Raw genomic sequence first — 25,911 nt, 5'->3', positions numbered from 1 at the left:
GCCATGAACAAGAACCTGTATCGTATCGTTTTCAACAAAGCGCGTGGCATGCTGATGGTGGTGGCGGATATCGCCCGCTCCGGCCGTGCCGGGTCAGCCCGTTCGTCTGGTTTGGGGCATACCCTGAGCCAGTGCATAGGCAAGATGAACGCCGTCAGCTTTAGCCTGCTGATGGCGCTGGGGGCTATCCAACCGGTGCAGGCGGCGATTATTGCTGACGGCAATGCGCCGGGCGGCCAGCAGCCGACCATCGTCAACAGCGCTAACGGTACGCCACAGGTCAATATCCAGACGCCAAGCGCCGGTGGGGTTTCTCGCAATACCTATAGCCAGTTTGACGTCGACAAACAGGGTGCGATCCTCAACAACTCCCACAAAATGACTCAAACCCAGCAGGGCGGCTGGGTCGACGGTAACCCGTGGCTGGCGAAAGGCGAAGCCAAGGTGATCCTCAACGAGGTCAACTCCCGCGATCCCAGCCGTTTGAACGGTTATATCGAGGTTGCCGGGCAGCGTGCTCAGGTGGTGATCGCCAACCCGTCAGGCATTACCTGTAACGGTTGCGGCTTTATCAACGCCAACCGCGCCACCCTGACCACCGGGCAGGCGCAGATGAACAACGGTAACCTGACCGGCTTTAACGTCGAACGCGGTGAAGTGGTGGTTGAAGGCGCCGGTATGGACAGTTCGCGCCAGGATTACACCGAGATCATTGCACGTTCGACGAAGATTAATGCCGGACTGTGGGCGAACGATCTCAAAGTCACCACCGGTCGCAACAAGGTGGATGCTGCGCATCAACAGATCGACAAACAAAGCGACGAGCCGGCCACCCGTCCACAACTTGCGGTGGACGTGGCTAAGCTGGGCGGTATGTACGCCGGTAAGATCCGCATGATCGGCACCGAAACCGGCGTTGGAGTACGTAACGCCGGTAACATCGGTGCGCAGGCCGGCAGCGTGATAGTCACTGCCGATGGCCGTATTGAAAACAGCGGTAAAATCAGCAGCGGCGCTGATACGCAACTGGCCTCGAAGGGCGGCGTCAGCAACAGCGGTTCGCTGTTCGCGGCAGGCCATGCCGATGTCAGCAGCGACGGTGAGGTACAAAACAGCGGTTCTATTGCGGCCCGCAATAATGTGCGTATCCAGGCAGCCAGCCTGAACAGTGGCAAAGGCAGTACGCTGGCGGCCGGTGTGCAACAGGATGGTCGGCTTGGCGGCAGCGGCGAACTGGCGCTAACCACCAGCGGAAAACTGACTGCGCAGGGCCAAAATCTGGCAGCAGGCAACCTGCGTGCCAATGGGCAGGGCGTGGACATCAGCGGCAGCCGTACCGCGGCTACCCAGGTCACATTGGAAGCCGGGGCCGGCGATTTGTCCACGGCCAATGCGCAGGTTGAAGCCGCGCAACAGCTCACCGCCAGCAGCGGCAAGCGGTTCAATAATGACGGTGGCAAGCTGGCGGCGAATAAACTGGCGCTTAATGCGCATGACTTATCCAACCGCAAGGGGGAGATCACCCAGCTTGGCGAAGACAACCTCCGGTTGAACCCACAGGGCAAACTGGATAACGCCGGTGGCCGTATTGCCAGCAACGGCAATGACTTGACGTTGGAAGCGGGTCTGATCGACAACCAGGGCGGGCAAATCGTCCATGCCGGTAAAGGTGCGCTGGCGGTGAATACCGGTCGCTTGCAGGGCGATGGTGGCAAGCTGCTGTCCAACGGCCAGCTCAGCATGCAGGGCGGCGACTACGTATTGGACGGCGGCACCACTTCGGCACAGCAGATCGCGTTGGATGCCGGCAGTCTGTCTAACCGCAACGGCCAACTGGTGCAGAGCGGCAAGGGTGAGATGCGCCTTAATGCCCGCGAGGGGATTGATAACCAGGGCGGCCAACTGGCGGCAAACGGCAACGTCGCGCTTAACGCCGCGCGGTTGAACAACCAGAGCGGCAAAGTGATTGCTGCGCAGGACGGCAGCCTGAAGGCACAGGTCAGCGGCGCTATCGATAACCGACAGGGACAACTGGCGGCCAGCGGCCATACTCAGCTGCGGGCGGACAAGCTGGATAATCGCAAGGGGCTGGTTTCCGCCGCGACGGGCAATGCTGAGGTTACGGCGCGACAGGCGCTGGATAACCGCGGCGGCCGTATTGAGGCCAAACAGGCTCTGCAACTGACCGGTACCGGGCTGGAGAATCAGGCCGGGCAGGTCGTGGGCGGCGCGCTTTCGCTGGCGCTGGGCAAAGGGGCGCTGAACAACCAACAGGGCGTTATCGCCGCCAGCGGAGATCTGGGCCTGAGCAGCGGTGTGTTGAACAATGACGCTGGCCTGCTGCAATCCGCCGGCAATATGAATATTGACACCCAGGGCGCGGCGTTGAGCAACCGCCTGAGCGGTGAAACCGGCGGCATCCTCAGCCAGGGGACGTTGACGATCCACAGCGGCGCGCTGGACAACAGTCAGGGCATGCTGGTGGGCGCCGGGACGACCGATCTGTTCACCGCCCAGCTTGATAACAGCCAGGGCACTCTGGTCGGCAAGCAGAAGCTGAATATCGACAGCCTGGCACTGACCAACGACGGTGGACTGTTGCAGGCGGGCGGCGATGCGCGCATCGATACCCACGGTCAGGCGTTGAGCAATCGCGACAGCGGCAAGAATGGCGGTATCAGCAGCCTGGGCAAACTGACGATCGCCAGCGGTGCCGTGGATAACCAGGCCGGTTTTATCGCCAGTGCGGGTGACCTGCAGCTGCATGGCGAGCAACTGGATAATCGCCGCGGCACGCTGGCTTCAGAGAAGCAGCTGTCGGCCACCGCCAGGGTGATCAATAACCAGGGCGGGGCGATCAAGTCCGGTCAGGATATGACGCTGGATGCCAAAGAATTGCTGGATAACAGCAATCTTGGGGTGATTGGCGCAGGCAAAAAACTGCAGCTGGACAGCGCGCATTTGGTGAACAATCAGGGCACGCTGGTCAGCGCCGATGTGGCGAAGATTAACTTCGGCCTGCTGGAGAATCAGGGCGGCCAGTTGGCGGCACAGACGGCGCTGGAGCTGCACGGCAATAGCCTCAATAACAACGACGGTGGCCTGATCCAGAGTGGTGAGGGGTTAGATCTGACCGTTGAGCGGCTGACCAACGCCAACAGCGGCGACAAGGGCGGCATCACCAGCCAGGGGGCGATGAACCTCACTACCGGCGTGTTCGATAACGGCCAGGGCGTGGTGATTGCCGGCAAGGGCTTGCAGCTCGATGCCGAAGCGCTGCTGAACGGTGGCGGCAAACTGGTAGCACAGCAGGCATTGGTGCTGAATACCACCGGCGCAGGCGGCTTGAATAACCAGGGTGGATTGGTGCAATCGGGTGCGGATATGCATGTCGATACCCACGACCAGCTGCTGGATAACCAGAACGGTACCCTGCACAGCCTGGGTAAACTGCAGCTCAGCAGTGGCGACGTCAATAATCAGGGCGGAACGCTGGGGGCCAAAGGTGACTTTGCCCTGGCGGCGCTGAAATTGGACAACAGTAACGGCGGGCGGGTTATTGGCGAACAGGCGGTTCAACTCGCCAGCGCCGGTCTGGATAACCGCAACGGACAAATTCAGGCGGTCGGCAACCTGTTGCTGGACAGCGCGCAGGGGGTTATCGACAACGCCCTGGGGCTGATCCGCAGCGGCGCCACCGTGACGCTCAATGCCCTGCAGTTCATCAACGACGACACCAAGGCGGAAAATAAAGGGCTGGAAGGCCAAGCCGTGGCGTTGAACACCGGCTCGTTGAGCAACCGTGGCGGCAGCATTCTGGCTAACCAACAGCTGACTATCACCAACGGCGGTCAGTTGGATAACAGCGCAGGCCAACTGGCCGCCAGCGAAAACCTGCAGTTGCAGGGCGCGGCGCTTAACCTGCTGAACACCGGCGGTATCGTTAAAGCGGGCAAGCTGCTGGACATCAACGCAGCAGCGGTCGGCGGCGACGGGCAATTGCTGTCGCTGGGCGATATGAACCTGGTCAGCGCACAGGGCATCAATAACAGCGGTGAGATGATTGCCAACGGTAATTTCAACTTCACCACGCGGGGCGATGTGACCAACAGCGGCAAACTGCTGGCAGGTGCCAAGCTCGATCTGCGCGCCAATAATCTGTTCAATGCCGCCAGCGGCGAGATAAACGCCGGGCAGGATTGGCTGACGGTCAACGGTACCTTGACCAACTATGGTCTGATTGACGGCAAACATACGTTGATCCAGGCCAATACGCTGACCAACATTGGCACCGGTCGTATTTATGGCGATGCTATTGGCGTGCAAACCGTCACCTTTAACAACCTGGCGGAAAACGGCACCGCTGCCACGCTGGCCGGGCGCGAACGGGTGGATATCGGCACCCAAACGCTGAATAACTACGATCATGGGTTGATCTACAGCGGCGGGGACATGGCGATTGGCGGCCAGCTTGACGCCAACCACCTGGCCACCGGCCAGGCCGGCACCCTCAACAATCACAGTTCGACCCTTGAATCTGCGGGCAACATGGCTATTTCGGCCGGACAGATCAACAACGTCAACGACCGCTTTACTACCGAACTGGTCACCGTTTCCAACGGAAAAATCACCGAGTATCAGCAATCGGGCGACCCGGTACGCTGGACGGCCGGAGAACCGGGCGTTTTCGTTGACCGCAATTCATCAGACTCGCTGTTGAACCTGAATACCCCAGGGAAAACTGGGCATAACAACGACAGATTTACGCAATACGACTACAACCGCACGGTGCAGGAAACCCAGATCAAGGAAAGCGATCCGGCCAAAATCATCGCGGGTGGCGATATGGCGATCAACGCCGGGCATCTGCTGAACGACAAGAGCCAGGTGATCGCGGGCGGCACGCTGGCGATTAATGCCGGCAGCGTGGATAACGTGGCGGTGCCGGGCCAGCGCCTGACCACCGACGTCGGCGAAGTGACCAGTTACTACCGCATCAAGAAAAAGGGTAAAGATAAGCAGGGGCACAATGCCACGGCCTATACGCCACCGACCACCATTCAGACCATTTCGCTGAAGCCGAGCCAGCTGATTGACCACGGGCAGGTGGCAGGTAACCCAATCGCCATTGCCCCGCTGACGCAGCAGGGCACCAATACCACTATCGGCGCTGCCGGTGGGGTCAATGCGGTGGTCAGCGGCAGTGATATTTCCGCCGGCCTGCAGACCATTGGCAGCGGCGCTCTGCCGGTGATCCAGGCCGTAGCGTTGCAGCCGGGCCAGCAGTTCGAGGTCGCCAACAAGGTCAATAACCAGCAGGGTGACGCGGCGGACAGCGTGGTGCGCATTGTCGGGCCAGACACCCGTTTGCCGGACAACAGCCTGTTCAAGACCAATCCGGCGCCGGACGGCCAGTATCTGGTTGAGACCGATCCGCGCTTCACCAACCAGAAATCCTGGTTGGGCTCGGATTACATGATGGGTAAAGTGACCAATAATCCGGATAACGTGTTGAAGCGCCTGGGTGACGGTTACTACGAGCAGCGGCTGATCCGCGAACAGGTGATCAACCTGACCGGCCAGCGCTATCTGGACGGTTTCAACAACGACGAAGAGCAGTTTAAGGCGCTGATGGATCAGGGGCTGGCATTCAGCCAGCAATATAACCTGAAGGTGGGCGTGGCGCTGACGGCTGAGCAGATGGGGTTGTTGACCCAAGATATCGTTTGGCTGGTGAGCGCCAAAGTCACCTTGCCGGACGGCAGCCAGCAAAACGTCCTGGTACCGCAAGTGTATGCCCGCATGCAACCGGGCGATCTGGACGGCTCCGGTGCGCTGATTGCCGGGCGTAACGTCAATCTCAATCTGGGCGAAGGCCTGTTCAACAGCGGCCATATCGCCGGGCGTGAAGTGGTGAAACTGAGCGCCGCCAACATCACCAACGTGGCGGGCCAGATTCAGGGGGCCGACGTTGGCCTGACTGCCCGTACCGACATTAACAATATCGGCGGGGTGATCCAGGGCAACAACTCGCTGCTGGCCAGCGCCGGGCGTGATATCAACGCCATCAGCACTACCCGTACGGCGCAGAGCGTTAACGGTGCCAACAGCTTCGAACGCACCAACATCGACAGCGTGGCAGGCATGTACGTGCAGGGAGCCGACGGCAAGCTGATGCTGCAGGCCGGTCGCGACATCAAGTTGGATGCGGCGCAGGTGGTTAACAGCGGTGAGAATGGCCAAACCCTGCTGAGTGCCGGCCGCGATCTCACCCTGAATACGGTGACTACCGCCAGCCGCGACAACCTGATCTGGAATGGCGACAACAGCCTGAAACAGGGCAACAGCCAGCAGGTCGGCAGCGAAGTGGTGGGCAAAGGGGCCGTGACCCTCAATGCCGGGAACGATATTACTGCCCATGCGGCAACGGTTTCGGCCGGCGATGCGCTGAACCTCAATGCCGGCCATGACATCAATATTCTCAGCGGCGAGAACACTCTCGATCTGGACGAGCGACACAAGGTGACCGGCGGTAACGGCCTGATGTCGAAAACCACGACCACCACCCGCGACACTCTGGATCGCCAGACCGTACAGGGCACTACCCTGAGCGGTGACAGCATTAATGTGTTGGCGGGCAATGATTTACACGTTCAGGGCAGCAGCGTGGCCGGGACTCAGGACGTGAAACTACTGGCAGGGAACGATCTTAGCATCACCGGCGCGACCGAAAGCAACAGCGAACTGCACCTCAAGCAGGAGAAAAAATCCGGCCTGATGAGCAGCGGGGGTATCGGCATCAGCTACGGCACCGAAAGCCTGAAAACCACGGATACCGCGCAGGGGCTGACCAATCAGGGCAGCACCGTCGGCAGCGTAAACGGCAACGTCACCCTGGGGGCCGGTAATAACCTGGCGGTGACCGGGTCCGAGCTGGTGGCCGGCAAGGACATGGCGCTGAGCGGCAAGAATGTGTCGGTGACGCAGGCGCAGGATCAGAACAGCCAGACTCACAAGGTTGAACAGAAGAAATCCGGTCTGACACTGGCACTGTCCGGCACGGTCGGCAGTGCGCTGAACACTGCGGTAGAAACCTCGCAGCAGGCGAAATCCACCGACGACAGTCGCCTGGCGGCATTGCAGGGTACCAAGGCGGCGCTGAGCGGCGTACAGGCGGTGCAGGCGGCGCGTTTGGCGCAGGCGCAGGGCGCCGATCCGGCCAATAACAACATGGTGGGGATCAGCATTTCCTACGGTACCCAGTCTTCCACCTCTACTCAAAACAGCGGGCAGAGCACCGCGCAGGGCAGCAGCCTGACGGCGGGCAATAACCTGAGCATTACCGCCAGCGGCAACGGCGTGAAGGGCCAGGACGGCGACATCCTGGTGCAGGGCAGCCAGTTGCAGGCGGGCAAGGACGTCACCTTGAACGCCAACCGTGACGTGAACCTGCTTTCCGCCAAAAACACCCAGTATCTGGACGGTAAAAACGAGAGCCAGGGCGGCACGCTGGGCGTGGGTATCGGTGTCGGCTCCGGCGGTATTGGGCTGAGCGTTTCCGCCAGCGTCAACAAGGGCAAGGGTAACGAGAAGGGCAACGGCACCAGCCACACCGAAACCACGGTTAACGCCGGTAATCAGGTCAATATTACCAGCGGGCGCGATACCAACCTGATCGGCGCACAGGTCACCGGCGAATCGGTCAAGGCCGACGTGGGTCGCAATCTGCTGCTGGAAAGCCAGCAGGACAGCGATCGTTACGATTCCAAACAGCAGAATGCCAGCGCTGGCGGCAGCTTCACCTTCGGTTCGATGACCGGTTCGGGCAGCATCAGCCTGAGCAAAGACAAGATGCACAGCAATTACGACAGCGTGCAGGAGCAGACGGGCATTTTCGCCGGCAAGGGCGGCTTTGACCTGACGGTGGGCGAACATACCCAGCTTAACGGCGCGGTGATCGGCAGCACCGCCACCGCCGACAAAAACAAGCTCGATACCGGCACGCTGGGCTTTAAGGATATCCACAATCAGGCCGATTTCGACGTGGAGCACCAGAGCGTAGGCATCAGCTCCGGCGGCAGCATTGGCAGCCAGTTCGCCGGCAACATGGCCAACGGCCTGCTGGTGGGGGCCAACAACAGCGGACACGACAGCTCAACCACCTTTGCTGCGGTAAGCGACGGCACCATCATCATCCGCGATCAGGACAAACAAACGCAGGACGTCAACGACCTGAGCCGCGACGTGGAGCACGCCAACCAGACGTTAAGCCCGATCTTCGACAAAGAGAAAGAGCAAAAACGGCTACAGCAGGCGCAGCTGATCGGCGAGATCGGCAATCAGGCGATGGACATAGCGCGGACCGAGGGGGCGATCGCCGCAACCAAAGCCGCCAACGAGAAAATGAATAACGTTACCGATGCCGATCGCCAGGCAGCAGCGGATAAGCTGGCGAAAGAGAAACCTGGCAAGGTCATCACCGATAAGGATATCAACGAACAGATTTACCAGACGGCGTATAACCAGGCGTTCAGCGAGTCGGGCTATGGTACGGGCGGTAAGGTTCAACGTGCGATGCAGGCGGCCACGGCAGCCGTTCAAGGATTGTCTGGTGGTGATTTGACGGGCGCACTGGCTAATGGTGCCGCACCTTATATTACTAAAGTCATAGCCGACAGTATCGAAGATCCGGCAGCACGAGTCCTGGCGCACGCAGCGGTTAATGGTGCGTTGGCAGCAGCGCAGGGCAACAATGCCTTGGTTGGCGCGGGTGGCGCTGCGACGGGGGAACTTATCGGCATGATAGCGAGCGATTCCTACGGCAAGCCGGTAAGTGAACTGAATGAAACAGAGAAGCAGACGGTTTCGGCATTGGCGACATTGGCAGCGGGCCTGGCTGGTGGCTTGATTGGTGATAGCAGTGCTGATGCAATCGCGGGTGCGCAGACCGGTAAGACGGTGGTGGAGAACAATGCGATTAGCGATATCGTAGAGAATAAATTCTCTGGAATAACGCAGGAAGAAAAATACCAAAGAGCGCAGGATGAGCTTAAAGCGGCAGTAGAGGCCTACCAGCAGAAAACCTGTGCTGGGTTGAGTCCAGATGCTTGTTCGGCCAAGTTGCACGCTAACAGAGATGAAATGCTGAAAGGCGCCGCCGGTTTTGGTATAGACTTTGTACCTGTGGTGGGGGATATCAAGAGCTTTGCGGAAGCGCAGAGCGCACTGGATTACCTGGCCGCGACAGTAGGGTTGGTTCCTGTACTGGGCGATGGTGCCGGTAAGTTCATCAAGGCGGCAGAGAAAGCGCTGGCAAAAGGTGATGTTGCTGACGCATCGAAGTTACTCAATAAGGCCAGTGATGAAGTAAGCAGCGCCAAGTACTTCGGCCAAGAAAGGAAGTATTGGTCTGCTGAACCAATACAATTTAATGGTAACAAGGTCTATCAGCGGAATGATTTGTTTGATCCTAATGCTGTAGATGCCAGGGGGCGAAGCAATATTCAAAGGATGGAAAAAGGGTTGGCACCACTTGATGCAAATGGAAACTCTGTGAATTTACATCATATGTTGCAACGTCAAGATGGCCCTATAGCGGAGGTAACTCAAGCTTTCCATAAAGAGAATCATGGGGTTATCCATATCAATGATAACAGTATTCCTTCTGGCATTAATCGGACTGAGTTTGACAAATGGCGTTCTAATTACTGGAAAGAACGTGCTCAGGCTTTTAAAAGGTAGATGATATGAGCTTGAACGATATGAAAAATGCCATTGATATTATTAATGGTAAGATTGACGAGGCAGACTTTGATGGGCCTAAAGATGATGCGCTCATTAAATCTGCTGAGAAGGTACTTGGCTTAAGCTTTCCTATAACATATCGATTCTTTTTAGAGAATTTAGGATGTGGGGATATCGCGGGTCAAGAGTTTTATGGGCTAATTAAATCTGATTTTTTTAACTCAAGTGTTCCTGATGCTGTTTGGATAACGATCCAAGAACGAAATAACTCTAATTTACCAGATAATTATATAATTGTCAGTGCTACGGGAGATGGGGATTATGTGGTCTTGGATTGTGCTCAATCAGGCTCAGAAGCTCCTGTTAAGCTATGGTCTCCTGGAGTGAATGATCATCAGCTCGCATTTAAGCCATTAGCAAATGATTTTGGCGAGTTTTTTTATAAACAAATGCAAAGTATAAGTTGATCTAATTCCCCCGGCTTTAGCCGGGGTTAGTATTTTTAAGCCTGAAACCCTTTCGCGGTATGCGAAGCGGGTACTCAGGCGAAATGGACTGCAATAGATGCGGGCCAGGATGGCAGCTTTGCTGCGGGAATTGTCGCGGGCGTGCCTGCTTCACTGTACGAAACGGTAGAAGGCATTGTGAAAATGGGCTTAAGCCCAGTGGACACATGGAACTCAATCTCTGCCTTATTCGACGGTGATGGTGTATTAAGTAATGTTAGCGGCGCAGTAAAACAATCTTATATCGACAGAATAGATAAGCTGACTACTGAGTATCAAAAGGCGGGAGCCAGCGGCTCATTCAATGCAGGGGGCGAGGGTGGTAAACTACTGACTGATATTGCATCTTTGGCTGCCGGTGGTGCTGGGCTGGCCAAGGGCGGAGTGGTACTGACGGAGAAGTTTGCAGCTAAGGTTGCGGGTAAGGCTGAGTCGACAGCTATGAATGCTGGAAAATTATCAGCTGAAAAAGAAGCATTAGAAAGAATCGGGCAAAATGCGAAAAATAGTTCTGATTTAAGTGGAAAACCATCTGGGGCGATATTACAGCAGCAAGCAGTGAAAAAAAATTTGATGGCCTTGCCACTCAGTTTAATAATCCGGCAGTACATCCGAAGGACTTCCAGTTAAATATTAATGGGAAAACAATGGTTGCAGCTCCACCGTTAAGTTTAGGTGCTCCTGTATTTAAAGGAGCTACTGACGCTGATGTTATGACTTACTTTAAGCAACTTTCGAGGTCAGAGAATATGCAATCAGCTAAGGTGGTTCCTGGTAAAGGTACGGTATATTCGTTAAAAGTCACAGAAGGACCTTCTGCTGGTAGCACTTTGACATTGAGAGACTTTTCAACGTCAGCACAACAAACTGGTGCTAAATGGACCATAGATTTAATGACTCCATCTATAAATGGTGGAAGAAGGGTGGAGATTAAATTTAAATGATTAAAAATATCAATGAGATATATAAATCTGTTGCCGAAAGTTCTTATGGATTGTCTTTGGGGGCTATATGGCAACATATCAGTGTTGAATGTTCTGAGTTGCCTGATAACTACTCTTTCAGGAAAAAAATATTTTTTGTTGTTTTAGGTAACTTATTGAATAATAAAAAAATTAAACTAGCTACGAATGGCGTGTTTTTGACTGCTCCTGTTGAGCAACAAATAAAAATGTTGGAAGAGGCCTGGCCTGCTTACCCATATGAAGATGATGATTTAGATGAATATGGAATGTGGTTTTTAGTTAAGGCACCTGTTGGGGTCGTTTGGCTAACACCTGATGGTGGAGAGCTATGGACTTGAAATAATCCCGACTACCGAGCCGGGATCCTTTTATCAGCCGTTACCAGCACCATCCGTCACGGCGCTTGAACACCGGCGCATCGCCGATATCGTTCAGCGGGCCCGGAAAATCCTTCAGCCACAGGGCCACCTTCTTGCGGTTGTCGAGAATAACTATCTGAGCAGTAAGCAGGTAGATGCATGATCTGCTGAAATGAAATTCTGTCAGACCAGCGGCGGTAAGCGACGGCACCATCATCATCCGCGATCAGGACAAACAAACGCAGGACGTCAACGACCTGAGCCGCGACGTGGAGCACGCCAATCAGACGTTAAGCCCGATCTTCGACAAAGTAAAAGTGGTGAAAAAATAACCGAAAAATTATATCTAAAGGTATATCCCCCATTACTGCTGAAGCATCTGGGGTTGTGGGTGGCGGTGTGGCTGGGACAGTTGTAGGGGCAGGAATTGAAGCTGGGATGAAAGCTGAGGATAAAAAAAATGAAAAATAAACATGTAGGTTTTTCAATGTTTTTATATTTATTTTTTTCGTGTGCATTATTGATAATAGGAATAGCTATTTTAGCTAGTTTTATCGCGCCAATAATTTTCTTCGTTCGTAATGGAGTTTTTGAGTATCGGTTAGATACGTTTATTTTTGCTTGCAAAGCTGGAGCAGGTGCTGGCGTTTCATTAGGCATTGGGGTTTGGGTGTTTGCTAAGATAGAAGAGATAAAAAAGAAAAAATGAAACGACTTTGCAAGACTGTTTTGCTACCGATGAACATCGGTATTGCAGTGCTTAGCCCCCTGAGTGCTGGTGCTGTCACACGCGAAGAAATGCGGACACTCGATGTAGGATATCCGGACGGTGGAGGAGTTCGTCCCGATGCATTTAGGGTGACGGCCATCATAGATGGTGTGCCTAAAACATACACATTTATACAGTGAGATAGACGATGACTATAGAAGAAGCCTACAGCTTTATAGCTAACGAGGTGCTGGCATTTGTCGGTACTGAGCCTTGGGATGTCGCTGGGGTTGATATTGAACTGTTCGACCAAATGAGCAGTAGTCAAGGTTGGCGTGTATACCGGGGCCAGCGTTATCCTGCGTTGAACATACCAAGCTTACCTATTTCTGTTTCCGCTACAAAAGCAGCTATTTGTTTAAGAGATAATCTTGTTAAACAACATAATAAAAATATAACAAATATATATTTCAGTATTTCATCTGAAGGTGATTTCAAGATAAACTATAAGTATGATGAATGATGTTAATTCTATTTCTCCCCCCGATAACTTTTGGGGGTAATAGTTGCTGGCTTGAGCAGTTGCAACCCCTGTTCCAACGTTTTAGGTAGATGAAGATAAAAAGTGCGATTATAAAATCGGCTTGCTGGGTGGCCGATTTTACTATTGACGTGAAGCGGATCGCAAGTTACTGGTACAACTAATTAATTATGAAGCTGGATTTGCTACGCTGTCATTTTGTGTGTCAATTGGGTTTGATTATGAAAAATTAATGATTTATGCCGCCAATACGACATGGATAGTTATTTTTTTTACCAATGTTGTTCCACTTACGATTAAGGAAGATTGCATGAAAAAGTTAATCATCTCCACTTTGGTTCTTTCCACTCTGGGCTTCGGCATGGCTGCCCATGCCGGGCAAAGTACCATCACTGCCGGTTATGCACAGAGCAAGGTGCAGGACTTCAAGAATATCAATGGCGTGAACGTTAAGTACCGTTACGAGTGGGATTCGCCAATCAGCGTTATCAGCTCATTTACCTATATGAGCGGTGACAAGGACGAGTCTTACAATGTCTATCGCGACAAAGTTAATAATCATGCCGAAGTTAAATATTACTCACTGTCCGTTGGTCCGGCATACCGTTTTAATCAATTTGTCAGCGTTTACGGGCTGCTGGGTTTGAATTATAACAAGGTGGATTACAAGTCATCCTGGAGCAATTACGCATACAACACTTACGAATATATGGGTGAAGAGAGCGGTAACCAGAAGAAAACCTCCTTTATGTACGGCGTTGGTTTCCAGGTTAACCCAATGGAAAATTTGGCGGTAGATATCGGTTATGAAGGCTCCAAACTGGATGCCGGTGGTAAAAATCGCTCCATCAACGGTTTCAATATCGGCATTGGCTATCGTTTCTGATAGTTGCATGCTTCCGGCCTCCCGATATCGAGAGGCCGGTAATCTTTACCCCATCTTCGGATAGACCCCCGGCCCGATCGGCAGGCCGAGTGCGTACCACGCCAGCAACAGTAAAATCCACACGGCAAAGAACACCAGCGGATACGGCAGGATCAGCACGTAATAGGTGCCGAGCTGGGCGTCTTTGCGGTAACGCTGCAGGAAACCGAGGAACAGCGGCAGGAATGGCGACATCGGTGCCAGCGGCAGCACCGAGGAGTCGGCAATGCGGAAGATCATCTGCGCGAACGCCGGGTGGAAGCCGAGCAGCATAAACATCGGCACAAAAATCGGTGCCAGAATCGACCAGATGGCCGAACCGCTGGCGATAAACATGCACAGGAAGGCGGAGAGGAACATCAGGCCGAGGAACGCCGGTGCGCCGCTCATGCCGGCGGCTTCCAGCATGTCGGTCAGGCCGATGGCCATAAACTTGCCCATGTTGCTCCAGTTAAAGAACGCCACGAACTGCGACAGCGGAAACACCATCACGATAAAGCCGGCCATGCTCTTCATCGGCTCTATCAGGTGGTGGGGAATATCGTCTGGGCGTCGGATCTGTTTGGTCACCACGCCATAGGTAATGCCGACGGTGAAAAAGAACAGGATGATGATCGGTACTATGCCTTTGATGAACGGCGAGGGGATCACCGAGCCGGTTTTCGGATCGCGCAGCGGGGCGGCTTCCGGCACCACCAGCGCGGCGATAATCGCGATAAACACCAGTGCGGCTATGCCGCTCATCATCAGCCCACGGTTTTGCAGCGGGGTTAGCGCTTCAATTTTGTCTTCCGCGCTGCCGCACCATTCCGGCAACCTGGGTTCAATAAACTTATCGGTCAGCAGTGCACCGGCGATGGTCAGCACGATCACCGAGGTGGCCATAAAGTACCAGTTGTCGATCACGCTGACGTGAACGGCGGCGTCTACCGCTTTGGTGGCCTCGGTACTGATACCGGACAGCAGCACGTCGGTGGTGACGATCAGCAGGTTGGCGGTAAAGCCGGAAGCGACCCCGGCAATAGCGGCCAATAGCCCGGCAATGGGATGGCGGCCCACGGCAAGGAACATCAGTGCGCCGAGCGGCGGCATCACCACCAGCGCGGCATCCGATGAAATGTGGCTGAAGAAGGCGATAAACAGCACCATGTAACTGGCATAGCGTGCGCTAACGCGTGAGGCCATTTTATACATCAGCGCCTGCAACAGCCCGACTTTCTCTGCCAGCCCAGCGCCGATGACCAGTGCCAGAATGGCTCCCAGCGGCGCAAAGCTGCTGAAGTTATGAATGATGTTCGGGAAAATCCACTGCATGCCCGCTACGCTCATCAGGTTATTCACCTTGATCAGCTCGCCGGTGGCCGGGTTCTTCACCGCTAGGTCCAGCCAGGAGAACAGCGCCGTGGACAGCATTAAAACAACGATTAAATAGACGAACAGTAAAAAAGGATTGGGAATTTTATTCCCGATGCGTTCTACCCAGTAAAAAATGCGACCGGGGCTTTTATTGACTGACGTTGTGGCCTCACTCATTGGCTTACCCTCTGTGTTTGTCCTGTTGTGTTTATTTTTTATTATTTGATTTATTTATAATTATTTTCACAGGCCCGTGGGTGGGCCTGTGTCGTTCTGTCTTTATTTTAACGGCGAAGGTTTAACCCCCGACGGGATTGGGCAACTGTACGGCTGTTCTGTTCGTTGGCGTTCGAACTCGCGGCGGCACTCCGCCAGCAGAGCGCTGTCGCTCAACAGATCGATGGCGGTGGCCGCCATCACCTTGCCCGCCAGGCACATGCCCTTGTGCGCAATAGAGGTGCGGCCCTGTGCCACCAGTTGCCAGGTGTGCAGCGGGGTGCCGAGCGCAAAGCACGGGCTGAAGCACTGAGCGGTCGGCGTCACCCAACTGACGTCGCCGACGTCGGTGGAACCGTACAGCAGATCTTCCGAGGCCACATAAGGCGCGACTTCATCCATCAGTACCTTGTCGCCCAGGTTTTGCACCCATTCACGCCCGGCCGCCCCGCCAGTCCGGGCGATATTCAGCTTGGCATTACGCAGGTCGTCCTTGTTCAGCGTTTGGCGGATCTCGGTGGCGAAGCTGCGCTCCTCCTCGCTGTACTCCGGCAGACCGAAGCCACAGACGTGGCGATACATCACCTGCTCCATGCTGCGGTTTGGCACGTAGTTGGAACAGGCCTTGTCGAAACGTACCGTCATTTGGGTATCGGTCATTAGCGCCGCACCCTTGGCAATGTTGATCACTCGCTGGTAAATATCCTGCGCTTGATCGAGCTGCGGCGCGCGGATCAGATACAGCACTTCGGCGTCGGCTTGCACCACATTGGGCGAGCTGCCGCCGGTATTGGTAACCGCATAGTGCAATCGCGCTTCCTGCACGATGTGCTCACGCAGGAAGTTGGCACCGGTGTTCATCAGTGTCACGGCATCCAGCGCGCTGCGGCCAAGGTGGGGTGAGTTGGCGGCGTGCGCGGCGACCCCCTTGAACTGAAACGCCGCCTGAATATTGGCCAGGGTGCTGGTATTGAACATGCCGCTGAAGCCTTCGGGGTGCCAGGTGAGTGCGGCGTCGACGTCATCGAACAGCCCTTCGCGTACCATAAAGGTTTTGCCGGAACCGCCCTCTTCGCCAGGGCAGCCGTAGAAACGCACGGTGCCGGTCAGGTGCTGTTGCTGCATCCAGGCTTTGACCGCGAAGGCTCCCGCCAATGCGGCGGTGCCCAACAGGTTGTGACCACAGCCGTGACCGTTCCCGTTTTCGACCAGCGGTTGCGGCGTGGCGCAGCCTGACCGTTGGCTTAATCCGGCAAGGGCGTCGTACTCGCCCAGCAGGGCGATCACCGGGTGGCCGCTGCCATAGCTGGCGATAAATGCGGTTTCAATGCCGCCGACGCCGCGTTCAAGCGTAAAACCTTCTTGCTCCAGCGCATCGGCCAGCAAATTGGCAGAATAGGTTTCGGTAAAGCGTGTTTCCGGGTGATCCCAGATACTGTCGCTCAGTGCGCTAAAACGCGGCTGGTGTTGGTCAATGTAGTGATGGATAAACTTCAGCAGCTGTGGATGGCTCATGCTTGGCTCCCAAAAGTAGGCAGGTTAAGCGCCAGCGACGCCAGCGTTTTCACTGCCACCGCCATGACCTGTTCATTAAAATCAAACTTCTCATTGTGGTGCCCGGCGCTCAGCTCGGTGCCGAAGATCACGTACGAGGCCTGCCCGCCGTGCGATTTCACCCGTTCCATCATGTAGGTTGCGTCTTCTGAACCGGCGGCCTGCTCGCGGCGGTCGACCACCGAACTCAGTTCGGCAATGCTCTGCGCCTGCCGGTGAATGTAGTCCACCCACGGTTGGGTCGGTTTGCTGCTCTGCGCCGCGCCCATCAGTGCGGTATCGCACTCAACGCCGTGCATTTTTGCCGCGCCCTCAATCACGTTCAGCGCCTGCTGGTAGACAAATTCGTTGATGGCATTGGTGGCGCCGCGGGTTTCTACTTTCATAAATGCGTGGTCGGCGATCACATTCCGACCGGTCCCTGCCTGCAGCACACCAACGTTGATGCGCGAGCTGCCTTCGCTGTGGCGTGGAATGGCGTACAACCCCAGCGTGGCCTGTGCCGCCGCCAGCAGCGCATTGCGGCCATCTTCCGGTTTGGCCCCCGCATGGGCGGCCACGCCACGGTAGGTGACGTCGAGTTTGCTGGTCGCCATAAAGCTGTCGCTGCCGCACACCAGTTCGCCGGCCGGCACGCCGGTGCCGATATGCACCGCAGTGAAGAAATCAACGTCGTCCACTACGCCGGCTTCCACCATGGATTTTGCGCCTCGGGTGCCTTCCTCCGCCGGTTGGAAAATCAGTTTGATGGTGCCGTTGAGCTGAGGTTCCAGGCTTTTGAAAACGTGTGCCAGTCCCAGGCCGATGGTGGTGTGGCCATCGTGACCGCATGCATGCATCATGCCGCTGTTGCAGGAGGCAAAACCTTCGCGAAACGGCAGGTGATCCGGCTGCAGCTTTTCGTTGAGATCGAGCGCGTCCATGTCAACGCGATAGGCGATCACTGGCCCGGGGCGGCCGGTATCCAGCGTGGCGACAATACCGGCGAAGCCGCCGGAAAAATGTGGCAGCCATTTTTCCAGCGCACCCTGTTCGCGGGCGCGATGCTCCTGAGCCTGCAGAGCCTCGGCCGACGGTAACCCCATGCGGGCGTCGGCGTTAATCACTTCACGACCCAGTTGCAGGCGGTAGCCCAGCCGATCCAGCTCTTCCGCCACCAGGGTAGCGGTGCGGAATTCAAACCAGCCGGACTCGGCGTAGCGGTGAAAGTCACGCCGCCAGGCCTGCAGCTGCGGGTACAGATCGGTCACCAACATCGAAAGCGGATTATTCATTTTGATATCTCATAAGTTATCGCGCCCAGGTAAATGCCGGGCAGCAGTGGTGCGCTGAACCAAATCAGACGGTGAAGCTATTTAATGAAAAAAAAGACGTATTTAGTGACTAACTGCCGTGAATAGCGCTTATCGGCGCAGAAAATGCGCTTAATTAAGCGAAATGAGAATTTGGTTATATATTCTGTTTTTTCGAATGTACACAATGGAATCAGGCTAAATAAGATGCCAATATCTTGCTATTGATAAACAACGGTTATCGCCATTTGCCTATGCCAGCCTCAATAAAATTGCACCAATTACGTGCGTTTGTAGAAGTCAGTCGCCAGGGCAGCATCCGCGCCGCCAGCCGCACTTCACGCCTTTCCCAGCCTGCGTTAACCAAGTCGATTCAGGAGTTGGAGCAGGTGCTGGGGGCCAAGCTGTTTATTCGCCGCAGCCAGGGCGTGGTGCTGACCGACTGCGGCGATAACTTTTTCCAGCATGCCAGCCTGATCCTCGAAGAGCTGCGGGTGGCACAGGAGGATATTCAGCAACGGCTGGGGCTGGCGGGTGGTTCAGTGAATATCGGCGTAGGCGGCAGCATTGCGCGCACCGTCATGCCGCAGGTTATCACCCAGTTTCATCGTGAATACCCGAAGGTCAAAGTACGGATTGTCGAAGGACAGCTGGTATCGATGATCCCGGAGCTGCGCCAGGGCGAGCTGGATTTTACCGTCAATACTTATTACCCCAGCAGCCTGGACAATGAATTACAGTACGAACGGCTGATGGAAAAAGAGTACAAGGTGGTGGTGCGCAAGGGGCATCCGATGGAAGGAGCGACGTCCCTGAAACAGCTGCAGCACTGCGACTGGACCATGCCGACGCCCAAAGGCAGCTACTATCGCCTGCTGCACGATCTGTTCGGGGATTTGGGAATGGCGCCGTCAATCAGCGTGACCTGTGAGACATTTATGGCCTGCACCAGCCTGGTGGCGCAAAGTGATTTCGTCAGTATTTTATCGGTAGATGTGATCTCTGACCCAATACTGGGTAAGCATCTGGTGCCGCTGGCGCTGGAAGAAAGCTTACCAAAGGCGACGTTTTATCTGATTCAGCGTAAGGACACCACGCTGACGCCGATGGGCGCACACCTGGCGCGCCTGTTTCGTCTGCACTGTCGCTGAGGTGTTAACCAAAAACCGGCAGTGTTGAGCGAAATGTGCAAACCACTTAATTAGCCAATCAGTAGATGTCTACGATGTTCTATTTTTGCGTAATTTACGTATTGTACACTTATAAAAAAACAGCTGAAAATCTCTCTGTCATTAATTTATAAAAATATCTTTATCTTAATGGAGATATTTTAATTCCATTTCTCACCTTTGTAGTTATAGCATTGTTTTTAATGCAATTTAGTTGGGTAAAAAAACGGCAAAAACAAAACCATAAGAATGTTTAATGTTTAAATTTATATTTCAAAATCAATGGGTTGAGTTATTCATTGGGATTTTTCCTATGTATTGCTTGACCAAAATGGTTAATTTGACATACTTTTTTCTTGATTTTACTGTATTTAAAGGCGTTTTATGGAAGAAAACAAGATATTTAATAATAAAGTCGTTTTTGACTTTAACGCCTGTTGTTTGTATGAGGCTAATAATGAAGGTAACCGAGTTTCATTAACTACGCCTTCACGTGATTGCTTGGCTATCATTACATTAAACTCTCCTAATACAACATCTCAACAAGTGTTGTTTGAGCAAGTATGGGAGCAGCATGGGATCCCGGTTAATGTGAATACGCTGTATCAGCATATTTCTATGATTCGCCGTGCATTCAGACAGCTTGGTATGAACGATGACGTGATAGTGACGATCCCTCGTCGTGGCATGTGCTTGGCGGCGGGGCTGCATGTTGCAGCATTAGCGGGAGGTAAACAGGTTCCCTGTATTGAAAGGTTAGGCCAGCCTGGTAGGGTAATCGAAAAAGCGCCTGATATAATTTTACAGCCAGCGGCTGAAGTTGATAATCAGCAATATCCAGAAAAAGCTCCGGCAGATGCCAGAGGGCCCAGCATTATCAATTGGTTACTCATTGCACTGCTGACATTGAGTGTGGCGCTGATCGCAACGGTTTTAATGGCGTATTTTTTCTCGACCAAAAACGGCCGGTTCCACGATTATCATCACGCCATGAAAGTTAACGGCTGCGATATTTATCTCTATAAAAAAGAGATTGCGTGGTCGAGAGATAAGATTTCAGACGCATTAGCCGAAGCAGGTAAAACCTGTTCACAGAGTGAAAGGGTATACATCAGTTATTTCAATACGTTGCCGAGAGTTTCCCTGATTAGCTGTAATGGTGATATTTTGAGCGAAAACACGGATTGCTCTTCCTACTATATTTATCGTGAAGGGGGGCATCGTTATGAAAAATAGGTTTTTTTTAGCTGTGATATTTTTATTGCTGCTTGGTTCTCTTGCTGGATGTTTTTTTTATAAAAAACTGACTAAGCGTGAGAATGGCTTGGGTTGCTATGCGCATGCGAGCTTTATTTATCCATCATCAAGTGGGAGTGACCGCCTGGAGCTTGGCATGTTATTTCTTTTGGATAAAAATGTTGGGCTTATTTCATACAGCGGTAAGATTAATTCCGCAGGTGTTAATTATAACGTTAAGCGCTATGCTGAAGTAGAGTATGTTGTGCATGATGGCACCTCTTATTTTATAAAAACTAAAGCCGTGCATCCCGATGTTTCGGATAATGTGCCTGATGTGCTGTCGAAAAAATATTTTTATGATTACCTCGATAGGGTTGACGGTTGGGTTAGCTTTAGAGTGGTTAAGGATTACCATAATAAATATACTTTTTACACTAACTCAATTCCTCACTTTGTTTGTAAGGAACGCTGAGCATCCAAGTGGATGCTACAATTGTATAAAATCTAAAAAAACCTGACGTTAATGTCAGGTTTTTTTATAAGTTTTTTTTAGCTAAGTTAATTATTTATCTTAATCATCAATCTGTAGTGTGATTAATCTATAGTTGTTAGATTGATAAGGGAATATATGCTTAGTTACAATGTTATTATTGTTGGCAGTGATAAGTATTATGCACAGGGGTTAAAGTTGTTAATTGATAAAATATTTATTGAGGGCGGCTTCATTGGAAATGTGAGTTTTGATAAGAGCAAACTGAACTATGCTGATGTTGTGTTTAAGGAAGTGGAGGGGGATGGCGACTGTGCCATGTCATTGCCATTAATCAGTAAGGGATTCTGTGGTGTGGTTTTTCCGGTATTTAGAGATGTAAGAGACGTCAAGAGAGGTCGTGGGTCGTTAACATGTTCTGTTTTCAATTCTGGATTGAAATTCTCAAAGCGGGACTCTACATCAGAAACTGTAGGTAAAATAAAAAAATACTTCAGCCAGCTGTCAATGAATAAAGAGGGCGGCTACAGCAATGCGTTGTCATCAACTTGTCAATCCTGTGGTAAGCAGCTTTTGACTCAGTGCGAGATTGATGTTATCGAGCTTCTTTCTGCTGGGTTTTCATTTAATAGCATAGCTTATATCTTGAGTAGAAATGCTAAAACAGTCTATACGCAGAAGTACTCTGCGATGAAAAAGCTAAAGTTAAAAAATAATCTGGAGTTGACATCTTTTATCTGTGGGGGGGCAAATAAAAAACGGATGTAATTCTTGATTGTTACATTATTTATTAATGTAAGAATGATTAGAATGCTCTGTTTCATCTTGTTTAGCTTGTTTAAGACATCTTAAATTATCTGCCAACTTTAATTGCTAAGTTTATCTCATTGTTTTTAATGGATTTATTTTAATTTCATTAACTTTAGGTTTATTCATTGAGTAGTGATGTTTTGACGGTGTTATATTTTATCTCGTCGAAGGTTTTGATTAATTTTCGTCTTGGGAAGAGGGATGCTTCTATATAGGGATGTTTCCTCTCAAGGTAAGAGATAATTTATTGTGATGGAAGATTAAATAATGAATATTAATAAGCTTAAGATGGCGATGATCATGAGTGCTATGGGTGCTTCTTTTATCGCTAATGCCGCCGTTGTGAACCAGGGTTCCGGTAAGGTTACTTTCACCGGATCTATTATTGATGCGCCATGCTCTATTGCTGCTGATTCAGCAGACCAGACCATTGAATTGGGGCAGGTTTCTCAGGTTTCGCTGAAGGATGGTGGTAAATCTACGGTGAAACCTTTTTATATTAACCTAGAGAACTGCGAGTTAACCACTTCTGGTCCAGGGAAGAATAACGCAGTGAACCTGACTTTCACAGGGGCAAGCGGTAAAGACCAGGATGGTCGTCTGAGCATTACCGGTACGGCTAAGGGGGCAAGTATTGCTATTACTGATGGGACTGGTGAAGTCATTAAACTGGGAACTGCAACGAATGCTCAGACCTTGCAATCGGGGAAAAATACTTTGAGTTTCTCCGCCTATTTACAAGGCGATGGTGCTTCTTCAGCTACACCTGGTGATTTCAGCGCCGTGACTGACTTTACCTTGGCTTACCAGTAAACATTATTAAGTAGCTGGTGCTAGATAGGCATGCGGAAACCGCATGCCTGATTTAGCGCTCAATGAGGGTAAGGCCATGTTATCTAAGGGGAGAGTAAAGATAATAACCCCTTTAATTTTTGTGTTTGCATTGATTGTTTCTGCAAATGCAGAGGCCCTATCATCGCAAGGACGAGGGCAGGTCAATATAAAAGGTGAGATTGTAGCAACGGCATGCGCCATTTCTACCAAAAGCCGCGAGCAAACAATTGATATGGGAAATATCTCTGTCTCAGATATTTATCGGCGTGGGCAGGGGAATGCCAAAGCCTTTTCTATTGAGTTAATTAATTGCACTCTGGAAACACAGAGTGCGCATGATTCCGCCAGGAAATACGTGCAACTTACGTTTGATGGAAATAACGATAACGGACTCTTTCAGGGGGAAGGCAGAGGGAAGGGGGTAGCGATAAGAATTACGGATCATAATGGAAATGTCGCTATCCCCGGTGTTGCGATGCCGCTGGAAACTCTTGCTCCAGGAAATAAAATGCTCAATTACTTTATGACACTTGTTGCGGTTCATCATCCGCTCAAGGTGGGTGGGTATTTTTTCACCATTCGGTTCAGATTAGATTATTTATGACGAATCTTAGAACGCGTCTGAAAGTTAAGTAATAGATAAGGTTTTTAATTATGCGAAAGCCTACAAGGACGTTATTGAATTTTTACATGCCCAGGCTGTGTTTTTTTTTATATTTCTGGCAGCCGAATGGGGTGGTTTATGCCGTAGAAGAGATCCAGTTTAATACGGATGTACTGGATTTAAACGATAGAGAAAATATCGACTTAAGTCAGTTCTCTCGTAGCGGTTATATTATGCCAGGCACCTATGCCATGACGGTGCATGTGAACAAGAACGAACTTGCTGAGCAATCTGTGTTGTTTATCGCGCCGGAAAATGATCCCAAAGACAGCAAGGCCTGCTTGTCGCCTATGCTGGTTCAGCAACTGGGGTTAAAGGAGAGCATTCTGCCTCAGCTTTCTTGGTCACGCGATGGACGTTGCCTTAACTTGCACAGTCTGGAAGGGATGGAAGCACGTGGTGATTTGGCATCATCGGCGTTGTATCTGAGCGTTCCTCAAGCCTATTTGGAGTTTACTTCCGATTATTGGGATCCACCGTCGCGCTGGGATGAGGGGATTCCAGGGATCCTGCTGGACTATAGCGTCAATGCTCAAACGCAGTGGAATCAGCGGCAAGCTGGCAATGGGTATGACATCAGCGGCAATGGGACTTTGGGAGGGAACGCAGGTGCTTGGCGGTTGCGCGCTGACTGGCAAGGGCGACTGGCCAGTCAATCCGGTTCGAAACAACGGATGCAGCGTTCGCTGGAGTGGAGCCGCTACTACATCTACCGGGCTATTCCGGCATGGCGTGCAAAATTGACGCTGGGTGAGGAGTATTTGGAGTCCAGCCTTTTTGACAGTTTCAGATTTACCGGGCTCAGTTTACGGTCCGATGACAACATGTTACCTCCGAATCTGCGAGGTTATGCGCCAGAAGTAACGGGGATAGCCAAGTCGAATGCCAAGGTCATCATCAGCCAACAGGGGCGGGTGTTGTATGAGACACAGGTTGCTGCTGGACCATTTCGTATTCAGGGGCTTAGTGACGCTGTATCAGGACAGCTTGATGTGCGGGTGGAGGAGCAGGACGGAGGTGTGGTGCAAACGTTTACGGTCAACACGGCCAGCATTCCATACTTAACGCGCCCAGGTTTGGTGCGCTTCAAACTGGCGGCAGGACGGCCAGCGGAATGGGGGCATCAGCTGCGAGGCCCGTTGTTTACTGCCGGGGAGTTTTCTTGGGGAGTGACCAACGGTTGGTCGCTGTACGGTGGTGGATTAGGCGGTGGCGATTATAACGCGCTGTCATTGGGGATTGGGCGCGATCTAATGGCACTGGGTGCGCTGTCATTTGATGCGACCCAGTCACGGACACAGCTGCGACAAGAGAGAGCCTTTAGCGGCAGCTCGTATCGCCTCAGTTATTCGAAGACCTTTGACGAATTGGACAGTCAAGTGACCTTTGCTGGTTACCGTTTCTCGGCGCAGGACTTCATGACAATGAGCGAATATCTTGATGCGCGCTATACCGGCCACAGAAGCGGTAGCAGCAGGGAAATGTACACCGTCACCCTGAACAAGAACTTTCGGGACTGGGGATTAAGCACTTATCTCAACTACAACCACCAGACCTATTGGAATCGACCAACCAATGATCGCTATAACCTGACGCTGTCGCGCTACTTTGATTTCGGCAATATCAAAAATCTCAGCTTGTCGATAGGGGCTTACCGCAACCGTTTTAACGGTCGCAATGAGGATGGAATGACGTTGTCCGTGTCGATGCCATGGGGAAATAGAGCATCACTTAATTACAGCCTAATGCTTGATCATAAGGACACAGTGCACCGTGCTGGCTATTACGATCGGATTGACGAGCATAGCAGCTACCAGTTGTCCGCTGGCACATCGCGCCGTGGTGGCAACCTGAGTGGTTATTACGATTATGAAGGGGATATTGCCAGGGTCAGTGCCAATGCCAGCTATCAGCAAGGCAGCTATAGCGCATTGGGTGCCTATGCGCAGGGGGGGATGACGTTAACGTCCGAAGGTGGGGCATTACACCGCAGCAACATGATGGGAGGCACACGTTTGTTGATTGACACCAATGGGGTCAGTGGTGTGCCGGTGCGTGGATATGGCAGCACCTCCAGAAGCAACCGCTTTGGCAAAGCGGTTGTCGCAGAAGTAAACAGCTATTACCGCAATAAGGTGAGCATCGATTTGAACCAGCTAAGTGATAGCGCGGAGGCGATAACTTCGGTGGTGCAGGCAACGCTCACCGAAGGCGCGATTGGTTCTCGACGATTTGACGTGATAGCCGGTGAAAAGGCTATGGCGATGATCAGACTCGCCGATGGCAGTGAGCCGCCTTTTGGTGCGACGGTGTTGAACGTGCGCAATCAGGAAACTGGCATTGTTAACGACGGTGGCAGTGTTTACCTGAGTGGTATCAATGCAGGTGAGACCATGAAGGTGAGCTGGGCGGGCCATGTGCAATGCGAGGTGAAAATGCCGGCGTCGCTGCCAGCGGATTTGCTGATGAATAACCTGCTATTGCCGTGTGAACCGGTAGGTAGGGGAGCGATTTAAGCCAGCAAAGTGTGCGGGCGAT

General features: G+C 52.5%; 19 protein-coding genes and 1 pseudogene. 16 read left to right on the top strand and 4 right to left on the bottom strand.

Going from position 1 to position 25,911, the window contains the following annotated elements; genetic code table 11:
- The first annotated feature begins 3 nt into the window (after nt 1-3).
- The 5 genes from H0S68_RS21065 (at nt 4) to H0S68_RS21045 (ending at nt 11,553) form a co-directional block, all read left to right on the top strand.
- Nucleotides 4-9,741 (top strand): hemagglutinin repeat-containing protein, encoded by a 9,738-nt coding sequence (locus tag H0S68_RS21065; protein WP_410529003.1) that lies wholly within the window; start codon nt 4-6, stop codon nt 9,739-9,741.
- Nucleotides 9,742-9,746: 5 nt separating this feature from the next.
- Nucleotides 9,747-10,211, top strand: a complete 465-nt coding sequence (locus tag H0S68_RS21060; RefSeq protein WP_020828634.1) for an SMI1/KNR4 family protein — start codon at nt 9,747-9,749, stop codon at nt 10,209-10,211.
- Between the two features lie 141 nt (nt 10,212-10,352).
- Nucleotides 10,353-10,880 (top strand): hypothetical protein, encoded by a 528-nt coding sequence (locus tag H0S68_RS21055; RefSeq protein ID WP_125470335.1) that lies wholly within the window; start codon nt 10,353-10,355, stop codon nt 10,878-10,880.
- A 17-nt stretch (nt 10,881-10,897) separates the two neighbouring features.
- Nucleotides 10,898-11,194 (top strand): hypothetical protein, encoded by a 297-nt coding sequence (locus H0S68_RS21050; protein ID WP_128865732.1) that lies wholly within the window; start codon nt 10,898-10,900, stop codon nt 11,192-11,194.
- Nucleotides 11,191-11,553, top strand: a complete 363-nt coding sequence (locus tag H0S68_RS21045) for a DUF596 domain-containing protein (RefSeq protein ID WP_128865731.1) — start codon at nt 11,191-11,193, stop codon at nt 11,551-11,553. The genes H0S68_RS21050 and H0S68_RS21045 overlap by 4 nt, the downstream gene beginning before the upstream one ends.
- A 40-nt stretch (nt 11,554-11,593) precedes the next feature.
- Here H0S68_RS21045 and H0S68_RS21040 read toward each other — a convergent pair whose 3' ends face one another.
- Complete coding sequence (locus H0S68_RS21040; protein ID WP_020828631.1) at nt 11,594-11,794, bottom strand: hypothetical protein; 201 nt, start codon at nt 11,792-11,794, stop codon at nt 11,594-11,596.
- Here H0S68_RS21040 and H0S68_RS21035 point away from each other — a divergent pair.
- The 4 genes and pseudogenes from H0S68_RS21035 to H0S68_RS21020 all read left to right on the top strand — a co-directional run.
- A pseudogene (locus H0S68_RS21035) lies at nt 11,751-11,903 on the top strand (filamentous hemagglutinin); the annotation flags it as partial. The gene H0S68_RS21040 and the pseudogene H0S68_RS21035 overlap by 44 nt on opposite strands.
- 131 nt (nt 11,904-12,034) lie before the next feature.
- Complete coding sequence (locus H0S68_RS21030; RefSeq protein ID WP_410529002.1) at nt 12,035-12,283, top strand: hypothetical protein; 249 nt, start codon at nt 12,035-12,037, stop codon at nt 12,281-12,283.
- Between the two features lie 208 nt (nt 12,284-12,491).
- The gene (locus H0S68_RS21025) at nt 12,492-12,806 is read left to right on the top strand and encodes a hypothetical protein (RefSeq protein WP_116691740.1); all 315 of its coding nucleotides are present in this window, start codon (nt 12,492-12,494) and stop codon (nt 12,804-12,806) included.
- Between the two features lie 328 nt (nt 12,807-13,134).
- Nucleotides 13,135-13,710, top strand: coding sequence for an Ail/Lom family outer membrane beta-barrel protein (locus H0S68_RS21020; protein ID WP_020828635.1), 576 nt, complete (start codon nt 13,135-13,137; stop codon nt 13,708-13,710).
- Nucleotides 13,711-13,755: 45 nt separating this feature from the next.
- Here the strand turns inward: H0S68_RS21020 and abgT are convergent, their stop codons facing one another.
- The 3 genes from abgT to H0S68_RS21005 all read right to left on the bottom strand — a co-directional run bounded on the left by abgT (nt 13,756) and on the right by H0S68_RS21005 (nt 18,149).
- Nucleotides 13,756-15,282 carry a p-aminobenzoyl-glutamate transporter gene (abgT, locus tag H0S68_RS21015; protein WP_410529001.1) on the bottom strand — a complete coding sequence of 509 codons (1,527 nt, stop codon included), beginning with the start codon at nt 15,280-15,282 and terminating at the stop codon, nt 13,756-13,758.
- Nucleotides 15,283-15,384: 102 nt separating this feature from the next.
- Entirely contained in the window at nt 15,385-16,836 is a 1,452-nt protein-coding gene (locus H0S68_RS21010) for a M20 family metallopeptidase (RefSeq protein ID WP_130016525.1), read from the bottom strand.
- Nucleotides 16,833-18,149, bottom strand: a complete 1,317-nt coding sequence (locus H0S68_RS21005) for a M20 family metallo-hydrolase (RefSeq protein ID WP_410529000.1) — start codon at nt 18,147-18,149, stop codon at nt 16,833-16,835. Before H0S68_RS21005 ends, H0S68_RS21010 begins: the two co-directional genes overlap by 4 nt.
- A gap of 272 nt (nt 18,150-18,421) precedes the next feature.
- Here H0S68_RS21005 and H0S68_RS21000 point away from each other — a divergent pair, with 272 nt between their 5' ends.
- The 7 genes from H0S68_RS21000 (at nt 18,422) to H0S68_RS20970 (ending at nt 25,889) form a co-directional block, all read left to right on the top strand.
- On the top strand, nt 18,422-19,318 hold the full coding sequence (locus H0S68_RS21000) for a LysR family transcriptional regulator (RefSeq protein ID WP_041414962.1): 897 nt from the start codon (nt 18,422-18,424) through the stop codon (nt 19,316-19,318).
- A gap of 402 nt (nt 19,319-19,720) precedes the next feature.
- The gene (locus tag H0S68_RS20995; protein WP_130016524.1) at nt 19,721-20,572 is read left to right on the top strand and encodes a transcriptional regulator; all 852 of its coding nucleotides are present in this window, start codon (nt 19,721-19,723) and stop codon (nt 20,570-20,572) included.
- Complete coding sequence (locus tag H0S68_RS20990) at nt 20,562-21,047, top strand: hypothetical protein (RefSeq protein ID WP_217331580.1); 486 nt, start codon at nt 20,562-20,564, stop codon at nt 21,045-21,047. Before H0S68_RS20995 ends, H0S68_RS20990 begins: the two co-directional genes overlap by 11 nt.
- A 156-nt stretch (nt 21,048-21,203) precedes the next feature.
- Nucleotides 21,204-21,833: a helix-turn-helix domain-containing protein gene (locus tag H0S68_RS20985; protein WP_128865443.1), complete on the top strand. Its 630-nt coding sequence runs from the start codon at nt 21,204-21,206 to the stop codon at nt 21,831-21,833.
- A gap of 309 nt (nt 21,834-22,142) precedes the next feature.
- Nucleotides 22,143-22,688, top strand: coding sequence for a fimbrial protein (locus H0S68_RS20980; protein ID WP_128865442.1), 546 nt, complete (start codon nt 22,143-22,145; stop codon nt 22,686-22,688).
- A 43-nt stretch (nt 22,689-22,731) separates the two neighbouring features.
- On the top strand, nt 22,732-23,313 hold the full coding sequence (locus H0S68_RS20975; RefSeq protein ID WP_128865441.1) for a fimbrial protein: 582 nt from the start codon (nt 22,732-22,734) through the stop codon (nt 23,311-23,313).
- Nucleotides 23,314-23,399: 86 nt separating this feature from the next.
- A complete protein-coding gene (locus H0S68_RS20970) occupies nt 23,400-25,889 on the top strand; it encodes an outer membrane usher protein (protein WP_410529476.1) in 2,490 nt (829 codons plus the stop codon).
- The last annotated feature ends 22 nt before the right edge of the window (nt 25,890-25,911 follow it).

Source organism: Serratia sp. AXJ-M, assembly GCF_046531865.1.
Classification (GTDB): domain Bacteria; phylum Pseudomonadota; class Gammaproteobacteria; order Enterobacterales; family Enterobacteriaceae; genus Serratia; species Serratia liquefaciens.
The sequence above is the reverse complement of the archived record's forward strand: the minus strand, read 5'-3'. Positions and strand labels throughout refer to the sequence as shown.